Annotated in this window: 10 protein-coding genes (1 of these 10 cut by a window edge); 6 read left to right on the forward strand and 4 right to left on the reverse strand. The window is 67.2% G+C overall.

What is annotated here, in order from left to right:
- Together P6281_RS13985 and P6281_RS13990 are read right to left on the reverse strand one after the other, a co-directional pair.
- Nucleotides 1-9,177, reverse strand: the start of a protein-coding gene (locus P6281_RS13985) for a non-ribosomal peptide synthase/polyketide synthase (protein WP_324738966.1). 22,074 nt of this gene lie to the left of the window's left edge; the window shows 9,177 of its 31,251 coding nt (coding positions 1-9,177); it begins with the start codon at nt 9,175-9,177; the stop codon falls past the left edge of the window.
- 50 nt (nt 9,178-9,227) lie between these two features.
- On the reverse strand, nt 9,228-9,449 hold the full coding sequence (locus P6281_RS13990) for an MbtH family protein (protein ID WP_008257310.1): 222 nt from the start codon (nt 9,447-9,449) through the stop codon (nt 9,228-9,230).
- A 1,026-nt stretch (nt 9,450-10,475) separates the two neighbouring features.
- Here P6281_RS13990 and P6281_RS13995 point away from each other — a divergent pair.
- Nucleotides 10,476-11,267: a GAP family protein gene (locus tag P6281_RS13995; RefSeq protein ID WP_029384534.1), complete on the forward strand. Its 792-nt coding sequence runs from the start codon at nt 10,476-10,478 to the stop codon at nt 11,265-11,267.
- Nucleotides 11,268-11,299: 32 nt separating this feature from the next.
- On the opposite strand, the gene P6281_RS14000 is transcribed toward P6281_RS13995, so the two are convergent.
- The gene (locus tag P6281_RS14000) at nt 11,300-12,046 is read right to left on the reverse strand and encodes an ANTAR domain-containing protein (RefSeq protein WP_014380280.1); all 747 of its coding nucleotides are present in this window, start codon (nt 12,044-12,046) and stop codon (nt 11,300-11,302) included.
- A 107-nt stretch (nt 12,047-12,153) separates the two neighbouring features.
- On the opposite strand from P6281_RS14000, the gene P6281_RS14005 reads away from it, so the two are divergent.
- The 4 genes from P6281_RS14005 to P6281_RS14020 all read left to right on the forward strand — a co-directional run bounded on the left by P6281_RS14005 (nt 12,154) and on the right by P6281_RS14020 (nt 14,394).
- Complete coding sequence (locus tag P6281_RS14005) at nt 12,154-12,945, forward strand: transglutaminase-like domain-containing protein (RefSeq protein ID WP_009953999.1); 792 nt, start codon at nt 12,154-12,156, stop codon at nt 12,943-12,945.
- 250 nt (nt 12,946-13,195) lie between these two features.
- Entirely contained in the window at nt 13,196-13,663 is a 468-nt protein-coding gene (locus P6281_RS14010; RefSeq protein WP_225332129.1) for a DUF5994 family protein, read from the forward strand.
- A gap of 231 nt (nt 13,664-13,894) precedes the next feature.
- The gene (locus tag P6281_RS14015; protein WP_014380282.1) at nt 13,895-14,029 is read left to right on the forward strand and encodes a hypothetical protein; all 135 of its coding nucleotides are present in this window, start codon (nt 13,895-13,897) and stop codon (nt 14,027-14,029) included.
- A gap of 161 nt (nt 14,030-14,190) precedes the next feature.
- Nucleotides 14,191-14,394 (forward strand): cold-shock protein, encoded by a 204-nt coding sequence (locus P6281_RS14020; RefSeq protein WP_009954002.1) that lies wholly within the window; start codon nt 14,191-14,193, stop codon nt 14,392-14,394.
- A 148-nt stretch (nt 14,395-14,542) separates the two neighbouring features.
- Here P6281_RS14020 and P6281_RS14025 read toward each other — a convergent pair whose 3' ends face one another.
- The gene (locus P6281_RS14025; protein WP_014384869.1) at nt 14,543-15,781 is read right to left on the reverse strand and encodes a fatty acid desaturase family protein; all 1,239 of its coding nucleotides are present in this window, start codon (nt 15,779-15,781) and stop codon (nt 14,543-14,545) included.
- Between the two features lie 427 nt (nt 15,782-16,208).
- On the opposite strand from P6281_RS14025, the gene P6281_RS14030 reads away from it, so the two are divergent.
- Nucleotides 16,209-17,765 carry a succinic semialdehyde dehydrogenase gene (locus P6281_RS14030; RefSeq protein WP_014382721.1) on the forward strand — a complete coding sequence of 519 codons (1,557 nt, stop codon included), beginning with the start codon at nt 16,209-16,211 and terminating at the stop codon, nt 17,763-17,765.

Below are 17,765 nucleotides of genomic sequence, written 5' to 3' on the forward strand. Positions count from 1 at the left end.
AAGCTCGGTGTGCAGGGGGCTTTCGTGCGACAGGTCGAAGGTGTACCGGGCGGCCGTCTCCATGCTCTCCCGCAGCCGGTCCTGCGGCCACCCACGCGCGTCGATGACGTCGCAGGCGAACCCGATGCGTTCGGCGGGAACCACCACCTGCTGCGGGATTCCGTCGGCCGAGGCGAACACCGTGCGCAGGGTTTCGTGGCGGCCCACGACGTCGGCCAGTGCCGCGGCCAGCGCGTCGGCGTCGAGGTGCCCGCGCAGCCGCAGCGCCACGGTGATGTTGTACACCGGCGAGGCGCCCTGGAACTGGTCGATGAACCACAGCCGGGTCTGCGCGAAGGAGAGCGGGATCACCGCCGGGCGCTCCCCCGCGACCAGCGGGTCGGGACGGTCGGCGTCCCCGCTGCTGAGAAGGGCCAACTCGGCGACGGTGGGTGCCTCGAACACGGCCCGCACGCCGAGGTCGGAATTGAAACTGGTGTTGACCGCGGCGATCAGGCGCATCGCCGACAGCGAATCCCCACCCAGGTCGAAGAACGAGTCGTCGACACCCACACGTTCCAGGCCGAGCACCTGAGCGTAGATGCCGACCAGGATCTCCTCGACGGCGGTGGCCGGGGCGCGGTACCGATCGGCGTCCTGGTAGTCCGGGGCGGGCAGGGCCTTGCGGTCGAGCTTGCCCGAGGTCGTCATCGGGAATTCTTCCAGCGCCACAATGTGTGTCGGCACCATGTATTCCGGCAGCCAGGCGCTCAACCGCTCGCGCACCTCGCCGACCTTGGTGTTGGTCCGGGGGTCGTTGGCGTGGATGGTGCGCCGCCGGGCCCCGTCGGGCGCCAGGTAGAGATCGGTCAGCGCCGGGACGGCCTGGTCGGCGGAGGCGATGAAAACCGCACTGAGAGTACCGGGTTGGGCGCCCCAGGTGACGGCGACGCCATATCCGGCGCGCTCACCGAGGCGGTGCAACTCTTCGGCGACGGTGGCGTCGGGATCGGGGGAGGCCTGGGCCAGCGCGTCGGCCAGGGGCAATCCCTGCGCCAGCGCGGCCTCGACAGCGACGTCGGTGATCAGTCTGGCGCGCGGGATGTCGGTGATGCGGACGGCGGGGGGACGCCGCGACGTCAGGGTCTCGCGCAGCCCGCGCAGCCCGTCGCACTGCGCCCACGTCAGCGTGGGCTCGTCGGCCACCGAGCGCACGGCCGCGGGAGCCTTGTGGATGGCGACGTCGTAGCGGTGCCGGTTGAGTTCGTTGTCGGCCATTCCACGTTTGACGCGGATGTCGATCCCGACGGCTTCCGGGCGCGAGCGCGCCCAGGAGGTGAAAAACTCCGGCGCCAAAAGCAATTCGGTCTCGCCGAGCATGGCGTGGCGGACGCGCTGGCGGATCTCGGCCGCGTCGGCGGCGTCGCCGCGGGCCAGCGCGATCGCGGTCTGGAACGCGCCCTGCAGGGTGTGGTTGCGGATGTCCCCGATGAAGACCGCTCCGCCGGGCGCCAACAGCTCCATGGCCTTGTCGATGACCTGGGCCAGATATCCCGCGTTGGGGAAGTACTGGACGACCGAGTTGAGAATGATGGTGTCGAAGTGACCCTGCGGCAGCCCGTCGGTGACGTGGGCGGGTTGGGTCAGCAGTTCCACGCGGTCGCGCCACGGCAGCTGCAGCCGCTCCATCGCGCGCGCCAGGTTGTCGATCGCGACGGCCGAGAAGTCGGTGGCGACATACTGGTCGCAGTGCGGGGCGATCTGTGAGAGCAGCAACCCCGAGCCCGCGCCGATCTCCAGCACCCGCCGGGGCCGCAGGGACTTGATGCGATCGACTGTGGCGGAACGCCATTCGACCATCTCTTCGAGCGGGATCGGTTCGCCGGTGTAGCTGCTGTTCCAGCCGCGGAAATCCTCGCCGAAGTTGGCCGCGAGGTCGGCGCCGTACAGGTCGTCGTAGAGGTGCTGCCACTCCTGGACGTCTTCGGCGTCCTGCTGCAGATCCCGGTCGGTGGTGGCGTTGTGATCGAGCGTCACGTAGGCGACCAGGTGCGAGCCGGTCGCGGTGTCCGCGACGGTGACGGCGGCCTGGGTCACCTGCGGGCAGGCCAGCAGGGTGTTTTCGATTTCGCCCAGTTCGATGCGTTGTCCGCGCAGTTTGATCTGGTTGTCGGCGCGGCCCAGGTAATCCAGGGTCCCGTCGGACATCCAGCGCACCAGGTCGCCGGTGCGATACATCCTTGTTCCGGGCGCGCCAAAGGGGTTGGCGACGAACCGTTCTGCGGTCAACTCCACCCGGCCCAGATAGCCGTGCCCCAGGGCCGGCCCGCTCAGGTACAGCTCGCCCACCACGCCTACCGGGACGGGGTTCAGCCACGCGTCGAGCACGCGCGCGCACACGCCGGAGATGGGGGCGCCGATGCGAACGGGTTCGCCCGCCGACAGCCGCGCGCAGGTGACCCAGATGGTGGTCTCGCTCGGGCCGTAACCGTTGAACATCTGGCGGCCCGGCGCCCAGGCGTCCACCAGCTCGGGCAGGCAGGCCTCCCCGACGGCGACCAGCGTGTCCAGGCGATCCAGCCGGGCGCGGTCCAGCGTCGAGATCACGGTGGGCGTCAGGATGGCCGCGCTGACCCGCTGGTCGTGCAGCAAGGCGGTCAGCGCCTCACCGGCATACACCTGCGGCGGCGCCACCACCAGGGCGGCGCCAGATCCCGCCGCCAGCAACAGTTCTCCGACCGAGGCGTCGAAGGTCGGCGAGGCGACCATCAGCACCCGCGCGTCCGAGCCCAGACCGAACAGCTCGCGCTGGGCGGCGGCCCAGCCCAGCATGCCGCTGTGGCCCACCGCGACGCCCTTGGGGACGCCGGTCGATCCCGACGTGAAGATCAGGTAGGCGGTGTCGCCCGCCCGCAGCGGCGAGAGCCGGTCGGCGTCGGTGATCTCCTGCGCCGAGCACGCTGACAGGTCGAGACCGTCGAGACGCACGATCGGGCGCGTCCCGGCGCCCGCGACGTCGTCGGTGCCGCACGTCAACACGCACACCGCGTCGACGGCGTCGAGCACCGAGGCGATGCGCTCGACCGGATGGTCCAGATCCACCGGGGCATAGATGCCACCGGCCTTGACGACCGCCCACCACGCCACCACCAGCTCCGCGCACCGGCCGATCGCCACACCGACGGCGCGCTCCGGGCCGACGCCTGCGTCGATCAGCTTGCGCGCCAACCGCGTTGACCACTCGTCGAGTTCGCGATACGACAACGCCCGCGCGCCGTCGATCACGGCGGGCGCGTCCGGGCCCGCCGCCACCGCCGCGGCGAGCAGCTCCGGCGCCACGCCCACCGGCGCCCCAACGCCGGCCCCGGACATCCTCGACAGCACCAGGTCGCGCTCGTCGCGGTCCAGCAGGTCCATCGATGACAGCCGCCGGGCGGGGTCGGCGGTCATCGCCACCAACACCCGCTGCAGGCGCTCGACGAGTGACGCGATGTCAGCGGCATCGAACACGTCGGCGTCGAATTCGATGTGCAGGCCGAGTTCGCGGCCGGGCAGGGCCTCCACCGTCAGCGGATAGTGGTTGTACTCGCGGTTGGTGAACGCGGCGATGGCCAGGCCGTCGTCGCCCAGGGTCATGCCGCTGTCGATCGGGTAGTTCTCGTAGACGAACAGCGTGTCGAAAAGCTGGTCGTGGCCGGTGACGCGGTGGATCTCGCTGAGCGCCAGGTGCTGGTGCTCGAGCGCGTCGTTGTGACTGTTCTGCAGCTGCGCCAGCAGATCGGCGGTGGTGGTCGTCGCGGTGATGTTGGCGCGCACCGGCACCGTGTTGATCAGCAGCCCGACCATCGACTCCGCGTCGTCGACCTCGAGCTGGCCGACCCGCGACCGCGGGGTGCCGAAGACGACGTCGTGCTGACCCGTGAGCGAGGTCAGCACCAACGCCCACGCGGCCTGCAGCACGGTGCTCAGCGTGGTGTGGTGCGAGCGCGCCAGCTCGCCGAGGGCCCGGGTGGTCTGCGCGGACACGCGAGACTTCTCAAAGCCGCGGCGCCCCTGCCCCAATCGGTCTTCGGGCGCGACCAGGGTGGGAGTTTGCAAGCCGGACAACAGCTGTGCCCAGGCCTCGCGGGAGGCGTCGAGGTCGCGATCGGCCAGCCAGGTGAGGAAGGCCCGGTAGGAGCCGGCGGCGGGCAGGCGCTGCCCGTAGTAGCTGGCGAAGATCTCGCGCAGCAGGATGGGGAGCGACCAGCCGTCGAGCAGGATGTGGTGATTGGTCAGCACGAACCGGAATCGCCGGTCCGCGGTGCGGATCAACGCGGCCCGGAACGCCGCCTGCCCGGCGAGGTCGCACACCGCGGCGCGTTCGGCCGCGCACAGGCGCTCGATTCGCGCGTCGGCGTCGGCCTCCCCGGCGCCGCCGTCGTCGAGCTCGAGGTACCGCCACTCGACCACGGGATCGGCGGGGATGATCTGCACCGGCTCGTCGAACTGTTCGCAGAACAGGGCCGCCAGGTGGGGGTGCCGGTTGACGACGGTGTGCACCGCGTCGCGCAGCCGGTCGGGGTCGAGCGGCCCGGTCAGCGTGAAATCCAGTTGGACCGCGTACATGTCGTCGCCGCCCTGCGCGGTGCTGGAGTGGAACAGCAGCCCCTGCTGCAGCGGCGTCAGCGGCAAGATGTCGGCGATGTGGTGCCGGCGCGCCAGCTCGTCGATCTGCTGTTGGCTCAAACGGGCCGGGGCGATGTCCGACGGGGTCAGCCCCCCGCCGCCGTTGCGGACATGTGCGCAGACCCCGGACAGCGCCTCGAACCACAGCCGGCTCAACCGGGTGATCTGCGTGGCGTCGAGAACCGATGGCGCCCAAGTCCATTCGGCGTGCAGGTGCGGCCCGGCGCCGGTGTCGATGGTGCCGGCATTGAGTTCGACGGTGTGCATCAGCGGCATGGGCACCGCCGCGGCGGCGCCGATCAACGACAGCCCATCCTGGCTGATGCTCCAGCCCTCCCCCGCCGAATCGGGCGCTGCGCCTTGGCGTCCCAGGTAATTGAAGGCGATGGAGGGGTCGGGCCCGGCGAGGTCGACGTCGGTGTTGAGGTAGCGCAGCAGCCCGTAGGTCAGTGGGTCGGGCAGCGCGCGCAGCTGCTCCTTGGCGTCTTTGATGATGGGCCCCAGCGCCGTGTCGCCGGAAACCACCTGCGCCCAGCGCAACCCGGCCACCGCCAGGGACACCGGGTACTTGGTGGTGAACCATCCGACGGTGCGGGACAGATCGATGTCGGCGCCGAGTTCCTCGTGGCGTCCGTGAGCCTCGACGTCGATGCCGATCGGGGCGCCGGTGTCACCCAGGAATTCCGCCCATGCCAGCCCGAAGGCGATCAACAGGATGTCCTGGATCCCGGCGTGGAACGCGGTCGGCACCTCGCCGAGCAGCATCGCGGTCGTCTCGGCGTCCAGCTCGACCGACAAGCGCCCGGCGCTGGCGTAGGTGTCCACGTTGGGGCGCGCCGCGGGCAGCGCGGCGGGCGCCTCCGTCACCCGCTTCCAGGCGTTCAGCTGGCCGACGACGTCGGGGTGGCGCGCGTGCTCGTTCAGCATTGTCGCCCAGCGGGCAAACGAGGTCCCCGCCGGCGGCAGCTCCACCGGCTGTCCGGCGCTGTGCAGCGCCCACGCAATGTTGAGGTCTTCCAACAGGATCCACCACGACACCGCGTCGACGGCCAGGTGGTGGATGATCACCGCCAGCCGGCCGGTGGATTCGACCCACAACGCGCTCAGCATCGCCCCGGTGAACGGGTTCAACCGCGAACGGGCGTCAAGCAGCGCGTCGTCGGTCAGCGCGTCCACCGCCTGCAGGCAGTCCTGCGCCCACACCGACCCGGGTTCGGGAATGTGGAACGACCAGCCGCCGGTGCCGTCGCGCTCGACCCGCAGCCGAAGCATGGCGTGCCGATCAACCAAGGCCTGCAACACCATTGAGACGTCGGCCGCGGTCACCCCCGCGGGGGCCTGCACCATCACGGTCTGGTTGAACTGGTCGACCGGGCCGGCCTGCTCCGCGCCCTCTAGCCACCGCATGATCGGGGTGGGCGGCACCGGCCCGACGCCCTCGTCGACCGCCTGCGCCGCTCCGTCGCTCACCCCCGCCACCCGGGCGAGCCGGGCGACGGTCTGCTCGACGAACACGTCTCGGGGCCGGCAGGTCAGGCCCGCCGCGCGGGCCCGCGCCACGACTTGCAGCGACAAGATGCTGTCGCCGCCCAGTTCGAAGAAGGACTCGTCGACGCCGACGCGCTGCACGCCGAGCACCTCGGCGTAGATGCCGGCCAGGATCTCCTCGACCGCGTTGCCCGGGGCGCGGTACTCGCCCGTCGTGTATTCGGGCGTCGGCAGAGCGCGGGTGTCGAGTTTGCCGTTGGGCGTCAGCGGGAGCGCCTCGAGGACGACCACCGCGGCCGGCACCATGTAGCCCGGCAGCCGCTCGGCCAGTGCGGCGCGCGCCTCGACGGGGTCGGCGATGCCGGTGACGTAACCGACCAGGCGTTTGTCGCCGGGGCGGTCCTCGCGGGCGATCACCACGGCCTGGTCGACGCCGTCGAGCGCGGCCAGCGCGGCCTGGATTTCGCCGAGTTCGATGCGGTAGCCGCGGATTTTGACCTGTTCGTCGGCGCGGCCGAGGTACTGCAGTTGACCGTCATCGCCCCAGGACGCCAGGTCCCCGGTGCGGTACATGCGCGCGCCCGCCCCACCGAACGGGCAGGCCACGAATCGTGACGCGGTCAGCCCGGTCCGGCCGACGTAGCCGCTGGTCACCCCGTCGCCGGCGACATACAACTCCCCCACGACGCCCGGCGGCACCGGGCGCAGCCAGCCGTCGAGCACGAACAACGCCGCACCCGGCACCGGGGAACCGATCGGCGGGATCCCGGATCCCTTCGTCAGTGGCGCGCTGATCGCCACGCACATGGTCGTCTCGGTCGGGCCGTAGGCGTTGACCATCACCCGGCCCGGCGCCCAGCGGTCCACCACCTCGGCCGGGCAGGCCTCGCCCACCACCACCAGCGACGCCGCCGAAAGCCGCTCGGGCGAGAGCATCGCCACGGCCGACGGGGTCTGGGTCAACACGCTGACGTCCTCGCCGGCCAGCACGTCGTGCAGTTCGTCGGGTGAGCGCGTGACGTCCTCGGGGACCACGACCAGCCGCCCGCCGCGCAGCAGCGCGCCGAAGATCTCCCACACCGAGACGTCGAACGCGTACGAGTGGCACTGCGACCACACGCCCGACGGCGGCAGGCCGGCGTCCAGCGATCCCAACAGCTGCGTCACGTTGCGATGCGTGACCGCGACGCCTTTGGGGACACCGGTGGTGCCCGAGGTGTAGATCAGGTAGGCGACGTGGTCCGGACCGGGCGCCGGCAAGGCGTCGGCGCGCTGGGCGTCGATGCGCGAATCGTTGACATCGATGACCGGCACGGCGTGGCCGTCGAGGCGGTCGGCCAGATCGACGGTGCTCAGCGCGGCAACGGGTTTGGCGTCGTCGAGCATGAACCCGATCCGCGACTCGGGCGAGGACGGATCGATCGGCAGGTAGGCCGCACCGGTCTTGAGGACCGCCAGGATCGACGCGACGGCTTCAGGCGACCGCGAAAACATCAGCGCCACAGTCTGTCCCGGGCCTGCGCCCAGTCCGGTCAATAGATGCGCCAGCCGGTTGGACGCCTCATCGAGTTCCCGGTAGGTCACCGACCGGCCCTCACACACCAGCGCCACGGCCTCGGGCGTGCGCGCCACCTGGGTGGCGAACAGTTCCGGCACCGACATGGGCGCGCTCGCCGGCAGGTTCAAAACCTCCTTATTACCAAGTTCTTCCAGGCGTGTGCGCTCCGCGGACCGCAGCACATCCAGCGACGCCAGGCGCCGGCTCGGATCGGCGACCATGGTCGCCAGCACACGCTGCAGCCGTTCGGCCAGGTCCGCGACGTCGAAATTCGAAAACGGTTGCCCGGTACCGACAGTGCTCAGGAATTGCTGGTCGCCGAATCCGAGGAAGAAGAGTCCGAAGTGGCCAACCGGCCCGAAGCTGGTGTAGGTCGCGGTCGCCGGGATGCCGTTGAGGCTGAGGGTGAGGCGGGCGGGGACGAAGTTGACGACCACCCGGTTGGGCGCCTGCCGCGGGCCGTTGAAGCCGCCTTCGCCGTCCAGCGTCCGCGTCGGGAATTGCTGATGGCGCAACGCCTCTCGAGACCGCTGGTCAACATGCCGGCAAAAGTCGGCGAACGAGGTGTCCGGCGCGGCCTTCAGCACCAGGGGCACCACGCCGGCGAGCATGCCGGGGTGCGTCTTCGACTCCGGGTCGACGCGCCGGCTGACCGGAAAGTCGAGCACGACTTCGTCGGAACCGTCGGCGCACCAACCCCGCACCAGAAGCGCGCAGGCCGCGGTGAGTACCGATGACCGACGGATGCCCAACGTCTTGGACAACTCTTTGACCCTGCCGACCACGGACTGATCCAGTTGCACTGGCGGAGAAGGTGAATACGGGTCTCGCCCGTCATTCAGCGCCGGTGCCGGATAGTCCGCCCCGCTCCCCGCGGGGCGGTGCGCAACCCAATACTCTTGATCTTCACGGAATTTGGCGGACCCCTCGTATTCCAGCTCGCCGCTGACGAGGTCATGCAGGGAGCCGAAGAAGGCGGGGGGAACTGGCTTGCCGGCGGCCAGCGCGGAGTAGACGGCGGCGATACGTCGTCCGGTCAGCGCGATGCCCATGCCGTCGATGGCGATGTGATGGCAGACGGTGAACCAGTAGTACTCGTCGGGACCCGTACGGAACAAAGCGAATTTGATCATCGGGCCGGTGAGCGGCATCGGCGTTCGCTGGATCGATGCCGCAGTCTCGCGGACTTCCCGCTCCGGATCCGGCGATTCCGTCAGGTCGTAGAAGACCAAGTCGACGTCGTCGTAGTCGACGGCCTTCTGGAAGACCTGGCCGTCGGCCTCGAAGAACGAGGCCCGCAGGCTCTCGGCCTCGTTGACCACGTGTCGCATAGCTTGGTGCAACAGACGGGGGTCGATCGCCCCGTCGATACGGACCAGCACGCCCAGCTGCCACGCCGCGTCGAAATGGCCGGCCTGTTGTGCTAACCAGATATCGAGCTGGCCTCGTGTTACCGGGAGTGCCCGGTCACCACCACGCTCCACTGAACCCCCCAAGCTCTACCGAAGTCCTTCATATGACATCGGTGTAAACATCACAAACCGGCGCGGGTCGGCGTGTCGCGGAGGCTTTTCGCCCGGATATCGGGCCAGTGTTCTTCGATGTAGTGCAGGCATGCGGCGCGGTCGGCTTGCCCAAAAACTACTCTCCAACCGGCGGGAACGGTAGTAAAAGTTGGCCAAAGACTGTGTTGTTCTTCGTTATTGACCAGGACGAAAAAACTGCCGCCGTCGTCGTCGAACGGATTGAGCTGCATTGATGGACCCCCTAACACCGAAACGAAACTCCAAGCGCTGCGCACCACACGAAGTACCGTGCGGCACTTAAGGATTGAGCCGTCAGGCTCGATCAGATGCGGTCGAAAACGGCGCCCGTGAGTTTGGACGCGGTGGCAACTGAGCCATGACGGCCATGGCAGACCCCCTACCCGGGTAGGCCACACGAACGTCAATGTTGCCATTCACGCTCCGCGGTGTACCCCGGCCGCTCGTTTCGAAACATTTGAATTACGTTCTCACGTAAGACATTAACAGCGGCCGTTGTTGCACTCGTGTCTCGCTGCCCAGCAAACAACTTTGACGCTCGGCACCGTTGACATCGCCACGGCACGGGTGCCATACCGTCCTTTTTCACAAGCGACCTAGGGAAATAATGAATTTGCCGGCCCGGCATTCCTGGCGTCGCTTACGTGAACGAAAAATATTTGCCTCTGGCCCCGTCCGGCGGCTCGGCGCGCGGCGCCGTGGCCGCGGCGTAACCGATAAACCCGCCGCAGCTGCGGGCCGAATCATGGCCTTAACAGCCTATTCGCGGCGCGACGATTCTCAGTAGCCAATTGATACCCGGCGACACCGTCCGTTTGCCGCACAGTGCAAAAACGTACGGACGCTTGCTAAACCGCGATTAGCGCCCCGCCAGCAAGGTCGACACATCGAGCTTCGCCGTAGCTGTGGCGAATCGGATTGCCACGGCGGCGTTCGACCAAGTGTGCGTTTGCTTTCGGGCGTGAAGCTGCGCGCCTACGGCTGGCTACGTCTGGCGCACGATTCAACCGGCCGTTTTGGCCGGCGGGACCGGACAACCGGCAACCCCGGGGCCTTGTGATTGATCTCACGGGCGCGCTTGCACACCGCTCGTCGGCTTCGCCCGAATCCGTTGACCAAGATCAAGATTCGGCGCACAGCGGGCTCATAGCTTCGGGCGGGCCGCGCTCCGCCGCGGCGCCATCCGGTCGCGACCCGTCGGCGTTTAAGCGCCGACAGGTGCGGGTAGAGCTGCGGCCATGTGGGGGTCAGTGCTGGGCTTGGGAATTCTGGCTGCGCTCAACCCGGTTCGTCTCGGGCTCGCCCTGCTGATGATCTCGCGGCCACGGCCGGGACCGAGTCTGCTCGCCTACTGGATCGGCGGGCTGACGGTATGCGTACCCGAGCTCTTGCTCCCCCTGATGCTGCTGAACTTCACCCCCATGTTCGGGCACATCGCGCACGGTTCGTCTTCCCCTTCTACGGGCGCGACCCTCGGAAAGGTTCAAATCGGCCTCGGCGTGATCGGGCTGTCGATCGCGGCGGCGATGACGGTGCGCTTCGTGACGCGCCAGCGGGTGGCGCAACCCTCGCCCGACGCCCGATCGCCGGCACCGTCGTCAGCCTCCGCGGCGCCCATCGCCATGCCGCGGCTGCTGACCCGGGTCCAAGATGTCTCGAGCGACGACGGCTCCCCCGTCCGGCGCCTGCTCGGCCGCATCCACGACGCATGGGAGGGCGGGTCGTCGTGGGTCGCGTGGGTGATCGGGCTGATCTCGGTGCCGGTCGACGGCGTCCTCTTCATCGTCGCGATCATCATGGCCTCGGGTGCGTCGCTCACCGCACAGTTCGGAGCCGCCGTCGCGTTCACCGTCCTGATGTACGCCGTCGTCGAGGTGATCCTCGTCGGGTATGTGGTCACGCCGGCCAAGACGCAATCCCTGCTCCGGGTGCTGCACGACTGGGTGCGGACCTACCACCGGCAGATTTTGGTCATCCTGTTCACGGTGGTTGGGGTGTCGCAGCTGGCCCAGGGTCTGCACATCGTCTGAGCCCCGATCGCGGTCCGCCCCGTGCCGGCGGCTCAGGCCGAGCGCGGAGGGCGCTTCGTCTCGACCAGCGTGCGGGCGATCTGCTCGACCCGGGTGTTCGTCTGCTGCGAGAGGCGGGTCAACAGGCCGAACGCCCCACCGGCGTCGATATTGAATCGTTCCATCAGCACGCCCTTGGCCTGCCCGATCACGTCTCGGGTCTCGATGGCGCGCATCAGTTGCTTGTTCTCGAGGGCCAGCGACTCCTGGCGCTGAGCGTAAAGACTGGCTTCCACGGCGCTAACGGCCTCGAGCGTGTGCAGCAGCTCGGCCGGATCCCAGGAGTCACCGCGCTCGACCTCGCGGGCCACCTCGGCAAGGAGCTGGCTGCTCTCGGAGACTTCCTTCACGCAATGCACCACCCCCACCAGCTCGCCATGGTCGAGCAGCGGGGAGTTGGTCGGCCTCCACACCTTGGGCAGGAATTCGTCGGGGGCGGCGGGATCGGGGATGTCGTAGCGCTGCAGCCGCATCTTATGGGTGTGGCCGGCGCGCATCGCGATCTCGAGGGACGACGCGAGGTTCGACGTCCCCGTCGCCTGCGGGTCCTTGGGATTGTCGGGGAATGCGTCGAACAGGTATTGCCCGGACAACTCGCCGTGTTCCCGGAGCGCGACGCGCTCGTAGGCCCGGCTTGCCGCCCGGATCCGCAGGTCGCGGTCGAGCAGCACGCAACAGACGCCCGAGACCCCTTGGACCATCTCTCGGGCGATCGCGTCGAACTGCCCCTGGTTGCGCATTGTTTATGCCACTACCCGTTTGTAAAAATGCTCAACCACCGACGATCGCCGGCGCGCGGCTGGCGATCCGGGCCCCTCCGGCGCACTATCTCGCTATGAGACGAGAAGTGGGCGCCGAGATTGAAGTCGAAATCACTGCGGCCACGACGCTGGAGTTCCAGATTGCCGTTGCGCCGCACCCGCGTGCTGAGGTCTTCGAGTCGCTGCGCTTCGTCTTGAACGGAGAGCAAATCCGGCCCTTGGAGGTCAGCGGACTGCACGGCAACCGCATCCACAAGTTCGACGCGGAGGTCGGCACGCTGCGCGTGGACTACGCCGCGACGATCGTGGGGCACACTGATCCGGCTCCGGTGACCGAATACGACCAGTCGATGTACCTGCGGCCGAGCCGTTACGCCGAGGCCGACAAGTTCTATGGTTTCGCCGCCACAGAATTCGGCAATGACCGCGATCCGACGGCGCTGCTGGAGCACGTCAGTTCCTGGGTGGGCACCAGACTCAATTACGTACCCGGCTCGAGCGATCCGATTGACGGGGCGGTGGACACCCTGCTCGCCGGCGAAGGTGTGTGCCGTGACTACGCGCATCTGGTCGTGGCACTTCTGCGAGCGGTCAGCGTGCCGGCCCGCTTGGTATCCGTCTACGCGCCCGGGGTAAATCCGATGGACTTCCACGCGGTCGCCGAAGCTTTCGTCGAGGGGCAATGGCGGGTGGTCGACGCGACGCTGCTGGCGCCGCGACAGACGCTGGTGCGCATCGCCACCGGTCGCGACGCTGCCGACACGGCCTTCCTCGATAATCACAAGGGCGCGATCACGCTGGATCGGCTGGTGGTCAGCGCCCTGGTGAACGGCGAATTGCCCCGGGACTCGATCGACCAACTGGTTTCGATCCGCTGAGGTCAGCCGCAAACCCGAACACCGTGTCATCGCATTTTCGATGAAATCCGCTGCGCCACGGCGTGTTTGCGCCACGGCGACGCCAAGAGCCGCGTCGCAAGCCGGTGGCAATCATGATTCGCGCTCGCGTTCGGACACGACCGGAGTAGGGTAAGACCATCGGCGATACCTCGAACGTGACGAATCAAAGCCATGTCATCGTCGATTCGAATGATTTGGCCCACTTCGCGGCCAAGACGGGAGCGTCAATATGGCGCCGCATGACGACCACACCACTGCCGGGGGCCGGCATGCCCCGCCGCTACACACACCGCGCCTGCGCCTGAAACCGAAGTCGCCCCGCAGCGGGTATGTCGATGGAGCGTGGTGGCCGCATAGTGACGACCTGACGGCGGAGCTGCCAGATCTGCTGGCAGTGCTATCGGTTCGGCTTGGTCCCGTGGGTCGTGTCATCTACAACCTCACCGAATGGGCAACGGCGCCAGCAAAATTGGCGTTCGGCCCGCAGACGGTACGGCTCGACGGATACCGCCGCCAGCCGGTTCACACCGTCGAGGTGCTCGGGCTCAATCGCCAGAGAATCACCCTCCTGGTGGTTTCACCGCACACCGACGAAAACGATGCGCACACCGTCATGATGACCGCGGCCGGCCCGAACAACGCCTTGACGGTCGCGAACCTCATGATCAGCGGGCAAAAAGTGGACGCCCGCGAGTAGACCATGTCGGCCACATCACGCATCAGCGCCGGATTCGACTGACCCTGTTTAACCTGACTTCACGGTGCATTTTCGCCGACCATGCGCGTTGCAGGCGGCCCGAATTATTTTGACTTGGAATTTTAGGTCGGTTTAGTTGGTGGCCGCTTTGATAGCGGGACCGGGGTGCGCAGGAGGGGTGTATGCTCGCTAAATCGGGACCTGCCAGGTCCCCAAATCAAAAAGGCCGCGATGTCTGATAAGTCCCCCCGGCAAACCATGGGTAAGAAATCGGGTAAATCCCTGAAAGAAAAACGAGCGGCGAAGCGCGGCAAGGCCGCCGAGATCTCGCAGGCGGAAGCCCTGCTAGTCACCAAGAAGCGCTGAGGCGACGATCTTCCTCGATAGCGCCCGTTTATCCGTGATCGGATGCCGCAGGTCCCCAGCGTGCGTGCGCTAATTAACCCCCGCTACTTTTTCGCTGGATTGTGTTACGGTTGACCCGGATGTAGCTAATTTCATCCGCTCCGAAAGAAAGCGAAATTCGTATGACACAGGGAACCGTGAAATGGTTCAACAGCGACAAGGGCTTCGGATTCATCGCCCCCGACGGCGGCGAAAAGGATGTATTCGTCCACCATTCTGAGATCCAGGAAAGCGGCTTCCGCAGCCTCGAGGAGAATCAGCGCGTCCAGTTCGAAATCACCCAGGGGCCCAAAGGCCCCCAAGCGGTGGGAGTGACCGCCCTCTAGCGGTGGAGCACGAAAACCCCTGGGACTGAACGCATTCCACACGGCCCAAGGGCCGGTGATGCCGTTGTCTCGGCCGCTGGACTCGTGCGCCCGTCGAGATACGCGGGGCGCCAATCCAAAAGCCCCCTTATTGCGTCCGCACTGCGCGCTAGGCGGTGCGGCCCCCCGGCTGGCCTCGTCTACTGCGGGTGAGCATCGCCGTCGCCAACCCGCGTCGCCTCACGTCAGTGTCCGCGATTGCTACGTGCGGCCGGCCCGCGGCGTCCCGAAATCTAATCTCGGACGCTGTCTCTGGCGCGTCGTCGGCGGTCGCGGACAAAAATCGGTCGGGCAGCGCCAATTTGCAGATCGTGCGGACGGTGAGCAGGTACTGCCGGAGCAGCGGACCGGTGGTGTAGGGCAAGTCGTATCTGACGCACAGCGCGCGAACCCGTTGAGCGATCTCGGGGTAACGATTGCTCGGTAGATCGGGAAACAGGTGGTGTTCGATTTGATAGCAGAGGTTTCCGCTCATGAACGCCAACGCCGGACCGGCTCGGAAGTTGGCGGTCCCGAGCATCTGCCGGAGATACCATTCGGGTTTCGTCTCGTTCTCCAAGACCGACGGGGTGAACTTTTCCGCTCCGTCCGCGAAGTGACCGCAGACGATGACCGCGTACGCCCACACGTTGCGTAATCCGTTGGCCACCACGTTCGCGGCGAGCGTGCGGCGCCATCGCCGTCGGCCCAGCGCAGGAAAGAAGATGTAATCCTTAGCTGCCTGGCGAGCCATCTTGCGGATCATCACCCGTTTGTGGGCAGATCTACCGGCCTCTGTTGTCTCGCGATCCCGCACCGCGTACAGGCCATGCAGCGCGACGCCCCATTCGAATGCCAGCGCCAGCAACACCGCGCGCAACGGTTGCGCCAGGGCGCTCGGCTCCCACTCCTGATCGCGCGTGACCCGCAGGACTCCGAATCCGAGGTCGTCGTCCATGCCCACGACGTTGGTGTACACGTGGTGCAGGTGGTTGTGAGAGGACTGCCAGTGCTTCGAGGGACCGACCATGTCCCATTCCCAGGTACTGGAATGGATTTCCGGATCGTTCATCCAATCCCACTGACCGTGGCTGATGTTGTGGCTGAGTTCCATGTTCTCGATGCACTTGGCCGCAGCCAGCGCTGCGGTTCCGAGAGCCCATCCGGCCTTCGATCTGCTGCCGATGAGAGTCAGTCTGGCCGCGACCTCCAGGCATCGCTGAAAGGCGATGGCCCGACGGATGTAGTCACGGTCCTTGGTGCCGCGCGAACCTTCGACGTCGCAACGGATCGTGTCCAGTGCGGCCGCGAGGTTCTCGACGTCTTCATCGCTGAGGTGGGCGTATTCAGGTACTTCGGTAATCGCCATGGAATCAGTGAGATTCGGGCTGAGCGGAGACATGCGGACAGGGCGGGTTTACGAACCGCGGCAAAAGGGGTCACGTCCGATCTTGTGGGTGGTTACGCGCGAGTGGCGAGGATCGACGCGAGGTCAGATAAGCGGCGAACTTCTCGATCTAGAAAACCGGCCCGCGGGTTGGGGCGGCACGGCGACGCGTCCGGGACCTACCGGTCCGGTGGACGGCCGTATCATCTGTGTGAGAGCACCTGCCTGATCGGCTCGTGGGTTGGTCGACACCTGAGGCTACATGACTTCTCAGACCCTTCGGACTCATCAGCGTCTATCCACTCGGTGATAGCCGCTCAAAACAAGCCCACGGGCACCGGAGGCCCCCGGCATCGCAGAGCCAATAGTCTGGTGTTTTGGACGCCTGCGCTTTTTGAGAGGTCACGATATGCCCGCACCGTCAGCCGAGGTCTTCGACCGCTTGCGCCAGTTGGCCGCGATCAAGGACGCCACCGCACGCCAGACCAAGACGATCGACGAGGTCTTCACCGGCAAGCCGCTGACCACCATCCCCGTCGGCACGGCCGAAGACGTCGAAGCCGCCTTCGCCGAGGCGCGCGCGGCGCAGGCCGACTGGGCGAACCGTCCGGTCAGCGAGCGCGTCGATGTCATCAGCCGGTATCGCGACCTGGTCGTCGAGAACCGCGAGTTCCTGATGGATCTCCTGCAGGCCGAGGCGGGCAAGGCCCGATGGGCCGCACAGGAGGAGATCGTCGACCTGGTCGCCAACGCGAATTACTATGCGCGGGTCTCCGCGGACCTGCTGAAGCCGCGCACGGTGCAGTCGCTGCTCCCGGGCATCGGCAAGACCACGGTGGGTTACCAGCCCAAGGGCGTGGTCGGGGTGATTTCGCCGTGGAACTATCCGATGACCCTGACGGCGTCGGACTCGGTGCCCGCGCTGCTGGCCGGCAACGCGGTGGTGCTCAAGCCGGACAGCCAGACCCCGTATTGCGCGCTCGCGTGCGCCGAGCTTTTGTATCGCGCCGGCCTGCCGCGAGCGCTCTACGCGGTGGTGCCCGGGCCGGGCTCGGTGGTCGGCACCGCGATCATCGACAACTGCGACTACCTGATGTTCACCGGCTCGACCGCCACCGGCAGGCAGCTCGCGGAGCACGCCGGCCGGCGGCTGATCGGTTTCTCCGCCGAGCTCGGCGGCAAGAACGCGATGATCGTCACGCGCGGCGCCAACCTCGACAAGGCGGCCAAGGCGGCCACCCGCGCATGCTTTTCGAACGCGGGCCAGCTGTGCATCTCCATCGAGCGGATCTACGTCGAGAAAGACATCGCCGACGATTTCATCGGCAAGTTCGGCGCCGCGGTGCGCAACATGAAGCTGGGCTCCGCGTATGACTTCTCGATCGACATGGGAAGCCTGATCTCCGCCGGCCAGCTGGACACCGTAACCGACCATGTGGACGACGCGAAAGCCAAGGGCGCCAAGGTGATCGCCGGCGGCAAGGCTCGCCCCGACCTCGGGCCGCTGTTCTACGAGCCCACGGTGCTGACCGACGTGACGCCGGAGATGGAGTGCGCGGCCAACGAGACGTTCGGCCCGGTCGTCTCGATCTATCCGGTGGCCGACGTCGACGAGGCGGTCGAGAAGGCCAACGCCACCGAGTACGGGCTCAACGCCAGCGTGTTCGCGGGTTCCTCCGCCGAGGGCCAGCAGATCGCCGCCCGGCTGCGGTCGGGGACGGTGAACGTCAACGAGGGTTATGCGTTCGCGTGGGGCAGCCTCGGCGCACCGATGGGCGGGATGGGCCAGTCCGGCGTCGGGCGCCGCCACGGTCCCGAGGGCCTGTTGAAGTACACCGAATCGCAGACGATCGCGACCGCACGCGTGTTCAATCTTGATCCGCCGCTTGGCATTCCGTCGACCCTGTGGCAGAAGTCGCTGTTGCCCATCGTACGGACCGTGATGAAGATTCCCGGGCGGAACTGA

It is taken from the genome of Mycobacterium sp. 5-140-3-2 (assembly GCF_035666375.1).
In the GTDB taxonomy this organism is placed as follows: Bacteria; Actinomycetota; Actinomycetes; order Mycobacteriales; family Mycobacteriaceae; genus Mycobacterium; species Mycobacterium intracellulare.

What these genes read in the sequence shown, in the direction of transcription:
- P6281_RS13990 (WP_008257310.1), bottom strand. Translation starts at nt 9,449, where the DNA reads ATGCAGCTCAATCCGTTCGACGACGACGGCGGCAGTTTTTTCGTCCTG.
- P6281_RS13995 (WP_029384534.1), top strand. Translation starts at nt 10,476, where the DNA reads ATGTGGGGGTCAGTGCTGGGCTTGGGAATTCTGGCTGCGCTCAACCCG.
- P6281_RS14000 (WP_014380280.1), bottom strand. Translation starts at nt 12,046, where the DNA reads ATGCGCAACCAGGGGCAGTTCGACGCGATCGCCCGAGAGATGGTCCAA.
- P6281_RS14010 (WP_225332129.1), top strand. Translation starts at nt 13,196, where the DNA reads ATGGCGCCGCATGACGACCACACCACTGCCGGGGGCCGGCATGCCCCG.
- P6281_RS14015 (WP_014380282.1), top strand. Translation starts at nt 13,895, where the DNA reads ATGTCTGATAAGTCCCCCCGGCAAACCATGGGTAAGAAATCGGGTAAA.
- P6281_RS14020 (WP_009954002.1), top strand. Translation starts at nt 14,191, where the DNA reads ATGACACAGGGAACCGTGAAATGGTTCAACAGCGACAAGGGCTTCGGA.
- P6281_RS14025 (WP_014384869.1), bottom strand. Translation starts at nt 15,781, where the DNA reads ATGGCGATTACCGAAGTACCTGAATACGCCCACCTCAGCGATGAAGAC.
- P6281_RS14030 (WP_014382721.1), top strand. Translation starts at nt 16,209, where the DNA reads ATGCCCGCACCGTCAGCCGAGGTCTTCGACCGCTTGCGCCAGTTGGCC.